10 protein-coding genes are annotated in these 12,809 nt (G+C 72.6%); 4 read left to right on the top strand and 6 right to left on the bottom strand.

Translation table 11 applies throughout. The features are described from left to right. Together ACIQPR_RS32870 and ACIQPR_RS32865 are read right to left on the bottom strand one after the other, a co-directional pair. Positions 1-1,596 carry an FAD-dependent oxidoreductase gene (locus ACIQPR_RS32870; protein ID WP_403655674.1) on the bottom strand — a complete coding sequence of 532 codons (1,596 nt, stop codon included), beginning with the start codon at positions 1,594-1,596 and terminating at the stop codon, positions 1-3. Then, the gene (locus tag ACIQPR_RS32865; RefSeq protein WP_403655672.1) at positions 1,593-2,642 is read right to left on the bottom strand and encodes a LacI family DNA-binding transcriptional regulator; all 1,050 of its coding nucleotides are present in this window, start codon (positions 2,640-2,642) and stop codon (positions 1,593-1,595) included. The genes ACIQPR_RS32870 and ACIQPR_RS32865 overlap by 4 nt, the downstream gene beginning before the upstream one ends. A 170-nt stretch (positions 2,643-2,812) precedes the next feature. Between ACIQPR_RS32865 and ACIQPR_RS32860 the strand changes: the two genes are divergently transcribed. From ACIQPR_RS32860 to ACIQPR_RS32845, 4 genes are all read left to right on the top strand, one after another. Continuing rightward, the gene (locus ACIQPR_RS32860; RefSeq protein ID WP_403655670.1) at positions 2,813-5,155 is read left to right on the top strand and encodes a hypothetical protein; all 2,343 of its coding nucleotides are present in this window, start codon (positions 2,813-2,815) and stop codon (positions 5,153-5,155) included. Positions 5,156-5,228: 73 nt separating this feature from the next. Beyond that, positions 5,229-6,896: a glycoside hydrolase family 13 protein gene (locus ACIQPR_RS32855; RefSeq protein WP_403655668.1), complete on the top strand. Its 1,668-nt coding sequence runs from the start codon at positions 5,229-5,231 to the stop codon at positions 6,894-6,896. Beyond that, a complete protein-coding gene (locus ACIQPR_RS32850; RefSeq protein WP_403655666.1) occupies positions 6,893-7,981 on the top strand; it encodes a hypothetical protein in 1,089 nt (362 codons plus the stop codon). Before ACIQPR_RS32855 ends, ACIQPR_RS32850 begins: the two co-directional genes overlap by 4 nt. Positions 7,982-8,005: 24 nt before the next feature. After that, on the top strand, positions 8,006-8,869 hold the full coding sequence (locus ACIQPR_RS32845) for a DUF3592 domain-containing protein (protein WP_403655664.1): 864 nt from the start codon (positions 8,006-8,008) through the stop codon (positions 8,867-8,869). 52 nt (positions 8,870-8,921) lie between these two features. On the opposite strand, the gene ACIQPR_RS32840 is transcribed toward ACIQPR_RS32845, so the two are convergent. The 4 genes from ACIQPR_RS32840 to ACIQPR_RS32825 form a co-directional block, all read right to left on the bottom strand. Beyond that, a complete protein-coding gene (locus ACIQPR_RS32840) occupies positions 8,922-10,103 on the bottom strand; it encodes a PP2C family protein-serine/threonine phosphatase (protein WP_403655662.1) in 1,182 nt (393 codons plus the stop codon). A gap of 133 nt (positions 10,104-10,236) precedes the next feature. Further along, on the bottom strand, positions 10,237-10,824 hold the full coding sequence (locus ACIQPR_RS32835; RefSeq protein ID WP_403655660.1) for a phosphatase PAP2 family protein: 588 nt from the start codon (positions 10,822-10,824) through the stop codon (positions 10,237-10,239). Continuing rightward, a complete protein-coding gene (locus tag ACIQPR_RS32830; RefSeq protein ID WP_403655658.1) occupies positions 10,817-12,232 on the bottom strand; it encodes a diacylglycerol/lipid kinase family protein in 1,416 nt (471 codons plus the stop codon). Before ACIQPR_RS32830 ends, ACIQPR_RS32835 begins: the two co-directional genes overlap by 8 nt. A 302-nt stretch (positions 12,233-12,534) precedes the next feature. Next, a partial coding sequence (locus ACIQPR_RS32825) for a class II aldolase/adducin family protein (protein WP_403655656.1) occupies positions 12,535-12,809 on the bottom strand: 275 nt, incomplete at its 5' end.

The following is a 12,809-nucleotide window of genomic DNA, read 5'->3' as shown; positions in this document are numbered from 1 at the left end:
TCAGTAGCCGGCGACCTCGGGCCAGTGGAGTTCGACGCCGGCCTCGGCCAGGCGGTGCTGGAACCGGTCGACGAGGGCCGGTTCGGTGGCGACCTGGCGCGGGCCCAGTCCGCGCTCCAGACAGAACGCGGCCAGTTCGCCCGCGGATTCGCCGATGTTCCACTCGACCGGGTGGAGCCGGTAGGCGCCGTTGGTGATGTGGGTGGTGCCGATGTTCTTGGCGGCGGGGATCAGGTTCTGGGTACGGACCGGGACCAGGGCGCCCAACGGGATCTCGAACGGCGCCGACTCGACGTCGATGTAGTTGTCGCCGCCGGTCGAGGGGTGCAGGTCGATCCGGTACATCCCCACCCCGACGGACGCGTCGAAGCGGGCGGGCGCGTCCGATCCCCGGGACTTGATCGAGATGTCCTGTTCGCGGACGGTGGTCAGTGCCCTGATGCGGCGGGACTCGCGGATGTACGGGGCCTGCGCGAAGCCGTCGCCCGTGCCCACCAGGTCTCCGCGCAGCCGCAGTCCCGGCCAGCCCCGGCCGCCGTCCGGGCGGGGCGCCTCGGTCTGCAACCAGTGGACGTACGCCCGGGACTGCGCCTTCGCGGCGGCCAGGTGCCGCGACCGGTCGTCGGTGTCGATGATCGAGCCGCCGACGTAGTCGAGTTGGGGCCAGTTGGCCAGCACGATGTCGCTGTCGTAGAGGCCGTCCGCGAAGGTCTGCCGGGCGGCGATCCGCCGGAACTGCCACAGGTCCCGGTCACCGGCGTCGAACCGCGGATCGCCGGAGAGTTCCTGCTCCGGATTGACGATCATGGTGCGCTGCTCCGGCACCAGGGTGCGGGGGTCGGGGGCGGTGAACGACAGCATCGGCGCGCCCCAGTAGGGCAGTTCGAAGGAGCGCCAGTAGTCGTAGTCGTCGGGCCGGTCGATGGTGTGGTCCCCGGTGACGTGGTCGAAGACGAAACACCAGGCGATGGACTGGACGTTGGCCGGGTCGGCGGTCTCGGGGGCGCTCGGTTCCCCGGTGTCGGACCGCGCTTCCGCGCCGACGACGTACTCGGTGCCGGTCAGCGGCAGCAGGTCACCGGTCTCGGTGCCGTCCAGGACGAATTCCGCGGTGATCGCGGTCTCCGTCCCGGTCTGCGGGTCGGCGACCGTGACGGTGCGGACCACTCCGTCCACGACGTCGGCCGCGACCGGGACCGCGGGCTGCACGACGGTCAGCCGGCCGCTCGACCGGTACGGGGCGAGAAGTGCCTCGATGACCGCGAGCGCCACCCGGGGTTCGTGGCAGAGTCGGCTCACCCGGCCCCGCCCGGGGTTGAGTTCGCGGTCCGCGCGGGCCGCCGCCGAGAGCGGATAGTGGTCGCGGTAGTAGCCGCGGATGTTCTCCCGCAGGGTGCGGTAGCGGGCGGTCACACCGAACTGCTCGACCCATATGTGCTCGTCCGGCGGCACCGCCTGTGATGTCAACTGGCCGCCCAGCCAAGGATGTTCCTCGGTCATGACCACCCGGTGGCCGCGCTGGAGCAGCGCGAGGGCGGCTGCCACCGATCCGAGACCGCCGCCGATGACCGCCACGTCCGCGGTGAGCCTGTTCACGAGAGCCCCGCCTGCCGGGCGACGACGGTGTCACCCTCCTCGACCTCGGCGGCCAGCAGCCGCTGGGTGTCGAGACCGGCCCACTCCTGCGGGTCGGTGACGACCAGCTGCCGCAGCAACTCCAGTGCCTCGGCGGCGACTTGGGTGCGCGGCACACGGAATCCCGTGAGCGCCCGGCCGTCGGTGCGATGCCCGCGGACCTCGCCGAACGCGGCGACCGAGATCTCGCCGGGCACGTCCACCCCGGCCCCGACCAGCGAGAGGACGACGTCCTCGGTGAGGAAGGCGTCCTCGGCGATGATCAGGGTGGCCTCGGTGGCCCGGGCCAGCCGGGGCAGTTCGGCGACGCGCTCCTCCCCCACCAGCATGAAGGCCATACGGCCCGCCGCCGAGGCGCTCTCGACCGCGCCGCGCCGGTCCCGCGCGGTGGCGGTGTCACGGCCCCGGTGCACGTACAGGGCCTGGCGGTGTCCGTGTCGTGCGGCGAGGTCGATCACGGCGTGCGCCGGGGTGACGTAGTCGACTCCGACGTAGGGGACGGGGGCGGTCGTCTCGTCCCTGCGGCCGACCGCGACGAACGGGAACTGTTCGGCGACCAGGCGCTCCAGTTCGCTGCCGACCATCTGCTGGCCGAGCAGGACGCAGCCGTCGGTGAGCCGCAGCCGGGTCTTGCGGTGGAAGAGGCTGCGGGTGCCGTTCTCGACCGGCGAGGAGGTGAAGAACAGCAGGTCCCAGCCGATCTCCTCGGCCGCGCGCTCGATGCCGTTGAGCAGCGGGCCGTAGAAGTCCAGGCTCTCCGGCGACAGGGCTTCCTCGTAGGTGAAGACGCCGATGATCTGGTTGTCCAGACCGGCCAGGCGGCGGGCCGCCGGATCGGCGACGTACGTGGCCTGCTCGATCGCCTGCCTGACCCGCGCCCGGGTCTCCTCCGGGATCCGCACGTTCGTGCCGTCACGGTCGTTCAGCACGACCGAGACGGTGGTCTGACTGACCCCCGCGATCTCGGCGATCTCGCGCTGGGTGACCCGGCGCGGCTTCGATGGCATCGATCCTCCGTTGATAATGCGTAACTTCAGCGGGACGTGAGAGACGTTAAACCGCCGGAAACAAGAGTGCAATACCCCTTGACCAACGGGCTGCCCGGTTGAGACCGTCCGTGGCACGGCCTTGAAGATACGCATTATCGCAACAGTCCGTGGCCAGACAGGAGCAGACGATGACCACTCCACCTGCCGAAGGCGCCCACCTCAGCCGCCGCCGTCTCCTCGGCGCCGTGCTCGCGGCCGGCGTCGTGCTGATCGCCGAACCCACCGCCGTCACGGCGCACGCCGCCGACGGCGACGTCACCCTGACCGCCGGCGGAATCAGCCTGCTGGCCAGCCTCGGCGGCCGGCTCGCGATCCGCGACGCGGCCGGGGTCACCCGCAGCGCCGGGTCGAAGTTCCAGGTCAAGGACCAGCTCACCGGCATCCACCTGTCCACGGGCGGCACCCCCGCCCTGGCCACCCTGCCGGACGGCACGCCGGCGATCCGGATGGACTACACCTTCGACGCCGCCGCCGGGCCCACCACCGTCACCGGCTGGTTCAGCGTCACCACCGGGCACGCCCGGCTGGAGTGGCGGATCACCGGCGCGACCACCCTGCTCCCGGACGGCTTCCTGTTCAGCCGGGCGATCCAGGCACCGACCGCGCCCGACGACTACATCGCGATCACCGAATGGGTGCGCGACAGCGGCGGCGGCATCCCCTACGAGGAGACGGCCGGCGTCGCCCACACCTCGACCTGGGGCAGCCTGCACGGACTGTTCCTGCTGGACCGCTCGCGCCAGGCCTGGACGAACTCCACCTGGATCCACGCCCCGGGGACCGCCGACGCGGCCGGCGGGTGGACCAGCCGCGCCGACTTCTTCTTCTCCGAGACCAGACCGTCGGCCACCGCCACCATCGGCCGAGGCGTCGAACTCGGCCTGGAGCTGACCACCGACCGCGAGTTCAACCTCTACGACGTCCTGGGCGAGCCGATGCAGCTCACCGCCCTGGTCGCCAACGGCGGCGCCGCCCGCTCGGCCGAACTGGAGCTGTCCGTAAGGGACTTCAGCGGTACACAGCTCGTCTCGACCACCGTGACCGGGAGCATCGCCGCTGCGGACACCTGGCAGCACACCTTCACCGTGCCCGCGCCGGCCGCCGGAATCGTGTTCGCCGAGGTCGTCGTGCGGTCCACGGGCGACGAGGCCTTCGCCCGGACCAACCTCGCGACCCTGGAACCGTTCACGTACCAGGCCGGTACGGACAGCATGTTCGGGATCGCCAACTACCCCTGGCTGCAACGGCCGAGCGCCGACGCCGTGCTCGACCTGTGGCAGCGCGTCGGCATCTCCCTCGTGCGCATCGCCTACGACGGCGGCCCGGGGCTGCCGCCCGCCGCCTTCGACGCGCGCGGCATGCGGCACAACATCGAGTTGCAGCCGTCGCTCGACGCCACCGACACCGAGGCCGCGGCCTGGGCGGCCGACAAACTGGCCGTGGCGCTGGCCGCCGGGGCCGGCCGCTTCGAGGTAGGCAACGAACTGAACCGTCCCTTCAACACCGGTACGGCCGCCCAGAGTTACCTGGACAAGGCACTGCGTCCGGTCTTCGACCGGCGGGCTGCGATCGGCGCCACCGTCAAGCTGATGAACAACGGCCTGGCGGGGATGGACAAGCCCTGGGTGGAGAACTTCGTCGCCGCCGGCGGCTGGGACCTCATCGACGCGTTCGCCTACCACCCCGGCCGCGGCAACTTCACCCCGGACTACATCCCGTCGGGCGACGACTGGAGCACCGGCTCCTCGGGCACGTACTGGAACTTCTACGGCGGGCTGAAGCAGCTCAAGTCGCTGATGGCGCAGCACGGTCCGAAGGAGATCTGGCTGACCGAGGCGTACGCGCCGACCAAGCCGAACAGTTGGTGGCACGACACCTACCGGCACGCCGCCGAGAACGTCCTGCTCAGCCTCGCGCTGGCGAAGGCCGAAGGCGTCACGTGCGTGTGCTGGTACCAGTTCCACGACAGCGTGCTGGGCATGCCCCAGGTCGCCGACCCGGACAACGTCGAGTACCACTACGGCCTCATGAACCGCGACCTCAGCCCCAAGCCGTCGCTCCTGGCGTACGCCACGGCGGCCCGGGTGCTCGACCGGGCCACCTTCCGGGGCTGGTTGACGTTCCCCGATCCGCAGACCTTCGGCCTGTGGTTCGACACACCGGACGGTCCGGCGGTCGTCCTGTGGAACCGCGCGGACGGCTACATCCTCAACACCGCAGGCCAGCGCACCGACTGGCACTTCCCGGCGCCCGAGGCGTGGGTCGATCCCTGGCCGACGAAGACGCTCCTCACCGTCACCGCCGACAACACCGCACGGGAACTGGACGCCATCGGCCGCAGCCGCCAACTACCCCTGTCCCAGGGCAGGTCGACCCTCACACTCGACGGCGCACCCCGCGTCTTCTACGGCCTGACCCCGCTGGCCGGACCCGATGGCGTCAACACACTGGCCGGCTGCTGCGACGCATAGCGGCACGGCGAAACCCCGGCCACAGCCAGTCATCTTCCGCCGACACCCCGCGCACCGGAGGAGCAACACTCCCATGTCCCAGCCGAGCAAGGCCCCTTGGTGGCGCAGCGCCGTCATCTACCAGGTCTACATCCGCAGTTTCGCCGACGGCAGCGGCGACGGTGTCGGCGACATCGCCGGCATCCGCTCCCGGCTGCCGTACCTCAAGTCCCTCGGCGTGGACGCCATCTGGATCAACCCGTGGTTCAAGTCGCCCCAGGCGGACCACGGTTACGACGTCTCCGACTACCGGGCGATCGACGAGCTGTTCGGGACCGTGGCCGAGGCCGAGCAACTCGTCGCCGAGGCGCACCGGCACGGGATCCGGGTCGTCCCCGACATCGTCCCGAACCACACCTCCGACCAACACGCCTGGTTCCGGGCCGCGTTGGCCGCGGGGCCCGGCAGCCCCGAGCGGGAGCGGTACATCTTCCGGCCGGGCCTGGGCCCCGACGGGACGCTCCCGCCCAACAACTGGGTCTCCGAGTTCGGCGGCCCGGCCTGGACGCGGCTCCCGGACGGCGACTGGTACCTGCACCTGTTCGCGCCCGAGCAGCCCGACCTCGACTGGAACCACCCCGATGTCCACGCCGAGTTCGAGGACGTCCTGCGGTTCTGGTTCGGCCGGGGCGTGGACGGGTTCCGCGTCGACGTCGCCCACGGCCTGGTCAAGGCCCCCGGGCTGCCCGACCTGACGCCCCGGCCGGACCCGGTGCCCGGTGAGCCCCGCCGGCACGTCGACCACCCGCACTGGGACCGCGACGAGGTCCACGACATCTTCCGGGCCTGGCGAAAGGTGGCCGACGAGTTCCCCGGCGACCGGTGCTTCGTCGCCGAGGCCTGGGCGGACACCCCGGAGCGGCTCGCCGCCTACGTCCGCGCGGACACCCTGCACACCGCGTTCAACTTCGATTTCCTCACCGCGAGTTGGGACGCCGAGGAGCTGCGCACGGTCGTCGACGACTCGCTCGCGATGCTCGGCGCGGTCGGCGCGCCCGCCACCTGGGTGCTCTCCAACCACGACGTCGTACGCCATCCCAGCCGCTACGGCCGACGCGGCGCCGGGCACTGGGCCGGCGCGCGCTACGCACCCGACGGCCCCCTCGACCCGGCCCTCGGCATCCGCCGGGCCCGCGCCGCGGCCCTGCTCAGCCTCGCCCTCCCCGGCAGCGTCTACGTCTACCAGGGGGAGGAACTGGGCCTGCCCGAGGTCGAGGACCTGCCCGAGTCCGTCCGGCAGGACCCGATGTGGGAGCGGACCGGGCACACCGATCCCGGTCGTGACGGCTGCCGGGTGCCCCTCCCCTGGTCCGGACAGCGCACGCCGTTCGGTTTCAGCCCCGACGACGCCACCGCCGAACCCTGGCTGCCCCAGCCCGCCAGCTGGCACGAACTCACCGTCGAGGCGCAGACCGGCGACCCGGCGTCCGTGCTGGAGCTGTACCGCGCCGCCCTGCGGCTGCGCCGCGCCCATCCCGCCCTCGGCGACGGCACCCTGGCCTGGCTGGACACACCGCCCGGGGTCCTCGCCTTCCGCCGCGACCCCGGCTTCGTCTGCGTGGTCAACCTCTCCGCCGCCCCGTATCCGCTGCCCGGCGACTCCCGTGTCCTGCTCGGCAGCGCGCCCGTCGAGGACGGCGTGCTGGGCACGGATCACGCGGTGTGGCTCGAAATCCAGGACGTGCAACCATCGACGCCATGACGATCACCGCGGGCGCACCGCCCAGGCTCGGCACACCCGCCCGCCTCGTGGTGGCCTTCCTGACGGGTGGGGTGATCGGCACCTCGCTGGCCGCCTTCGTCTGCGGGTGCGTCCTCCAGAAGGTGCCCCTGGTCGTCGCGGGGCTGGCGCTGCCCACCGGCTACGCCCTCCTCTTCTTCCTCTGCGGCCTGCCGCGCCGCGCCCGTGAGCGGGCCGTCGCACCGCGCACGGCGCTCGCCGTGATCGAGCGGCGGGAGGCGGTCGGGGGCGAGTCCAGCGATGTGCCGGTACGGTTCGAGCTGTCCGTGGTGCCGGACGACGCGCCCGCGTTCCGCGTCGAGTTCCGGCAGGACGTCAACCTCGTCGAGCTGCCCGACTACCGGCCGCGCGGGATCGTGGTGGTCCAGTACCGGCCGGACCGGCCGTGGAAGACGCGGATCGTGAAACGGCCCACCCCGGAGTGGGAGGAGCGCGCGGCCGTGGCCCGGCTGGACTCGGTCCCCGGTCCGGCCATGAACGGCGATCCCGTCGAGAGCGGCGCCGGCGACCTCCTCTTCCTCCTCGGCCTGCTGCTCGGAGCGGCAGCGGTGGTGCTGCTGCTCCGCGCCGACCTGTTCGACGCCGACGACAAGGCCGCCCCACCGACACCGTCCGTCTCCTCCTCGTCGTCCACGACCACGACCACGACCATGACGTCGGCGACCGGCACCGTCACCCTCGGCCCCAGTCAGTCGATGCTCGACCGGGGTCAACTCCGCGCGGCCGTCGAGTCGTTGACCCAGGCGGCGGACAAGCGCCGGGCGCTCACCGTCGTCGTACAGGACCGCACGCTGACGGTCGTCTTCTCCCCCACCACCGTGCGGACGTCCGGCTTCGACCTGACATCCCTGCCCTACGACCGTGTCCCGGCGCTCGTCGAGAACGCGCGGACCACCCTCGACGTGCCCGCCCCACGGAACTGGCAGCTCACCGCCGACGGCCTGACCGGCGCGATCACGCTCAGGGTCGTCGTCACCGGCGGCGGGCACGCGGGAACGCTGGAGGCGGACGGCCGGGGCAAAGTGCTGCGGCGCGACGGCAGTTGACCGGACGGGAGGGAGGAGGAGCCGATGGAGTGGGAACAGGTCCTGGTGCTGTGGTGCGCGGGGTGGGGTGCGGCGGCGCTGGTCGGGTACGCCCTGGCGCTGGCCGGAGTGACCGGGGCGCAGCGCATGCGCCACTTCACGGGCCGGGTCGAACGCGTGCGGGAGCCCCGGCACGGCGGGTCCCGGGTGGGCGGGATATCGGTGGTCGTCTCCTACCGCGACCCGGTGTCCGGACAGGACATCCAGGTGACGAACGACGGCGAGCGCGGCGACGCGATCACCGCGGCCTGGGTGGGCCGGGAGATCAGGGTCAGCCACCCACCCGGCAGACCGCACGCCTACCGGTTCTCCGCCATGGCCGAGAAGCCCGGTCGCGGGCTGTCCGGGCCGGGTTGCGCGGTCTTCCTCGGCTACGTGGGACTGGTGGCCCTCGCCTCGGTCGAACGGGGGTGGCCGTGGGCGCTCATCGGCGTCGGCGGACCGGGGGCGATCGTCGCGGCCCTGCATCTGCCCGGGGCGTTGCGTGCCAGGAAGGACCGCCTCGGCAGGCTCGCCGCGATGGACGCCGTACGGGGCCGGGTCGTCGCGGTCCTCAAGGACGTCAGTGTCGACCAGGACGACGGCCATGTCTCGACCACCATCACCCCTGTCGTGTCGTTCAGCACCCGTGAGGGCATGGCCGTCACGGCGCACTGCCCGTCGGGCCTCCCGGACCCCGCCGGTTCGTACGGCCGTGACGTCACCGTCCACCACGCACCCGCCGATCCGGCCTGCTTCACCCTGGACGTCGAGGCCGCGCGCCGCTCGGAGGCGTGGGAGATCGTGTTCGACGTGCTCGCGATCGTCGTGCTAGGGGCCACGGCCGCGGCGGGGGTCGCGTTGCTCTGACCGGCACACCGCTGTCGGGAGTGCCCGTGGACCGGGCGCCCGGCGTGAGCCACTACGCGGGCACGGGGTCGGCCTGCGGTCCGTGCCAGTCCAGGCACAGGGCGGTGGCGTCGTCCTGCGGGTTGCCGTTCCAGGCGGCGGTGACGGCCGCCGCCAGCTTCCGGGCGACCTCGCGCGGATGCTCGCGGGCGGTGTCCCGGATGAGGCAGCCCAGGTCCACGTCTCTCGCCCGGCGCTCCTGCATGCCGTCGGTGTAGAGCACGAGGCGGTCGCCGGGCCGCAGGTCGAGGTCCTGCACCTGGTACGGCGCCTCCGCGGCGACGCCGAAGGGCAGGTTCACGGCCAGCCGCAGCTCGGTGACCGTGCCGTCGCGCAGGCGAAGCGGCCTGGGGTGGCCGGCGTTGACGAGTTGGGCGCCGCTGCCGTCCAGGGCGATCCGCAGCAACTGACCGGTGGCGAAGGTCTTCCGGCCGTGGTCCAGGAGGGCCTGGTGGGTCTGGCGGGCCTGTTCGGCGAGATCGGTCCCCGCGCGGCGGGCGCCGCGTGAGGCGTTGACCAGGAGGGTGGCCATGAGGGCGGCGTCGACGTCATGGCCCATGGCGTCGGTGACGGACAGGTGCAGGGTGTCGTGGTCCAGGCTGTAGTCGTAGGTGTCGCCGGCGATGTCGGCGGCCGGGACGAGGGCGGCGGCGAGGGCGAACTCGGCGGCCTCGCAGGAGGGGGCCGACGGCAGCAGCTGGCGCTGGATCTCGGCGGCCAGGCTGACCGAGGTGGTGCGGTTGCCCCAGTGGTAGAGATCGGTGAAGCGGCGGTCGGTGACGACGATGTAGGCCAGCGCGTGCGCGGCCTCCTCGACCTGGTCCAGCAGATCCTGGTCGACCTGGGGAAGGGACAGTTCCAGTACGCCGATGGCGTCGCCGCGGTTGGTGACGGGGGCCAGCACCCACTGTCTCCGCTCGCTCTGCGGGATCCACACCACGTGCTGTGTCCGCAGCACCTCGTCGTAGACGTCGTCGTCGAAGGGGACCTGTTCGGCACGGCGTTCCTGGGACATGACGGACTGCTCGCTCACCCGCAGCAGCCGCTGCCCGACGACGTCGACGAACAGGAACGACACGTATCGCGCCCCGAACCGGTCGCGCAGGTTGCGCGCCACGACGTCCAGGGAGGCCACGGGCGCGGCGTTCTCCGCAGCCGCCAGGACCTCGTGCAGTCCGATCCGATCGCGTGCCATGTCAGCCTCCTCCTGGGTCGGAGACTCGTCTTCCCGCTGATCCGACAGGTACAGCACGACTGTGACGCTCACCTCAGCGCGGGGCGGGTGAACGGCCTGCCGGGAGACGCCCTCCGCGCCGGACGGCGGGTGTTCAGCCCGCCGAGCGGTCCCGGTGCGCGGCTGCCGCGAGGACGGTGGCCGCCGCGGCCGTTCCGAGGACGGCGCCGGCGACGACGTCGCCCGGGTAGTGCACCCCGGTGTGGACACGTGAGTAGCCCACGGCGCACGCCAGCAGACCGAGCGGGAGCGTGGCGGCCGGGAACGCGGGCCCGACCGCGGCGGCGAAGGCGACGGCCGAGGCGGTATGGCCGGACGGGAAGGAGGCGGACGCCGGCATGGGGACGTGCCGGCCGGGGAAGGGCGAGTCCTCGGCACGGTGCGGTCGGGGCCGCCGTACCAGCCGCTTGCCGAGCAGGTTGGCCGTGGCGGACGCGACGCCGACCGCCGCGATGCCGAGCACCGCCGCACGGCGTGAGCGGCCGGGGCGCGCGGCGAGGGCCGCGGCGATCAGGAACGAGACCTTGGAGTGGTCGGCCGCCGCGGACAGCCGGCGCAGCGCCGAGTCCAGCGCGGGTGTGCTGGTGACCGTCACCGCCTCGTAGAGCGCCTGGTCGAGGGCGGCGAGATCGCGCAACAACCCCTGCGGTACTCGTTGTCGGCGGGGGTGACGGTCAGACATCGCGCTGCTCCTGGTTCTGGTCGTGGTGGCGGGCGGCGGCTGCCCGGTCGTGCTTCTCGTGGCCGTAGGGCGACCGGTCGAAGGCGAGGCGGAGGACGCGGTACCAGTCGACGGTCGGCGCGACGTACGGTGCCCCGGGACGGTGCCGGGGCACGCGCACCCGTAGGGCGCCGGGCCGTACGGTGCACACGACGGGCGGCGGGAGGGTGAGGGCCTCGCCGTCCACGGCCACCGGGATGCTCTCCTCGTCGGACTCCACGACGACGCTGCGGGACGTCAGGGTCGTGATGCCGCTGGCCCGCTCGCCCAGCAGCGCCAGTTCGGCGGCCTGCACCGCGCCGCCGACCCGGACCGCGATCACGCCGAGCGCACCCGTGTCGAGCCGCTCCCTGCGGCCACCCGTCAGGGGGTCGGCCCGCGCGTAGGGGTTGTTGCTGACCAGCACCGCTTGGGGCGCCTCCAGCGCCTCGTCGTCGGTGCGGGCGTTCAGCGCGGCACCGGCGTCGCCGGTCAGCAGGTCGGGCAGCTGGTCAAGGGCCGTTGCCGCTTTGGCGTCACGGTAGTCGGGGCTCTGCACGATGTGCGCGTACGTGCCGAAGGATGCGGTGTTGACGAAGGGGCGGCCGGAGATGTCGCCGAGGTCGACGCGGAGTTCCACGCCGTTCGAGAGTGCCTCCAGGCTGCTCACCGGGTCGTCCCGGTCCAGCCCGAGGTCCATGGCGAAGTGGTTGCGGGTCCCGGCCGTCACGACCATGAACGGCAGACCGTGCTCGGCGGCCACTCCCGCCACCAGTGCCTGTGTGCCGTCACCGCCCGCCACGCCCAGCAGGTCCGCGCCCTCGGCGACGGCCTGGCGTGCCAGCGCCACGGGGTCCGGATCGGTGTCGAGGTCGAGGAGGATCACGCGCGCGCCCAGTGCCTCGGCGCGCTCGACCAGCCCGAACCGGCCCACCTTCCCGCCGCCCGACCTGGGGTTCATGATGAGCACGGCGCGGCGGGGCGGACGTACCGCGCGGGTGTGCATGCCGTGCGGCTTGCGCAGTCGGCGCAGGGCGCTGCGCGCGCAGCCGAGCGCGGCCGTCCAGGCGGCGAGGGCGACCACCGCCACCACCCACAGGCCCGACACGGCGTACAGCACCAGGACGCCGACAGGTGCGGTGATCGCGAGCACGGCGCCGAGGAGGCGGGCGAGGCCGCGGTGCGCCAGCGCCCACCACAGGCCCGCGCCGGCCAGCCCGAGGCCCGCCAGGCCCAACAGCAGGATGAGGATGTGTCCGGTGCCGGCCACCACCGCGGCCACGGCTCCGGCGAGGCACAGCAGGGCGAGCCGGGCCAGGACTCGGGCCGGGCCGACACCCGCGTCGGGTTCGGGACGCCGCGCCTCGCGCGTCGTTCTGCTCTCGTTCATGTGGGTTCCCGGTCTCGGCAGGGGTGGACGGTCGCCATCGGTCGGACAGCGTCTGTCCCGCTTCGGTGCCTGCCAACCGCGGTCGGCGGATCGAATACGCGCGGCGCGCTCGATCGGGTGCCCTGTGCGTGCGTGACTACGGGCCCGTCGCCGCTGTCCGACACCCCGCCTCCTCGCGCCCACCGGTGATCGACCGAGCCTCCACGACGTGCGTCGCAGAGTGGATCAAGAATACAAGCCGGGCGCCGACGAGGCCGCGATCCGGTGCCCGGCCGTGGTGACGATCGGTCGACCGCTCCGGGTCACGCTGATGTGGGGTCCGGGTTGCCGTAGTAGGCGTCGGGGCCGTGTTTGCGGGTGTAGTGGCGGGCCAGGAGGTGCGGGGGCGGTGGGGCGGTGGGGGCCAGGGCGAGGGTCTGGATGGCGATGTCGGCGACCGCCTCGCAGATGATGGCGTGTTCGAGGGACCTGCGGGCGGAGGAGCCCCAGGTGAAGGGGCCGTGGTTGGCGACGAGGGCGGCGGGGACCTCGACGGCCCGCCGGTCGTCGCCGGCCAGCAGGTCGACGATGACGCGGC

It is taken from the genome of Streptomyces sp. NPDC091280, assembly GCF_044768565.1.
GTDB lineage: Bacteria > Actinomycetota > Actinomycetes > Streptomycetales > Streptomycetaceae > Streptomyces.
Note: the sequence above shows the minus strand (reverse complement) of the source record. Positions and strands in the feature narration are given on the sequence as shown.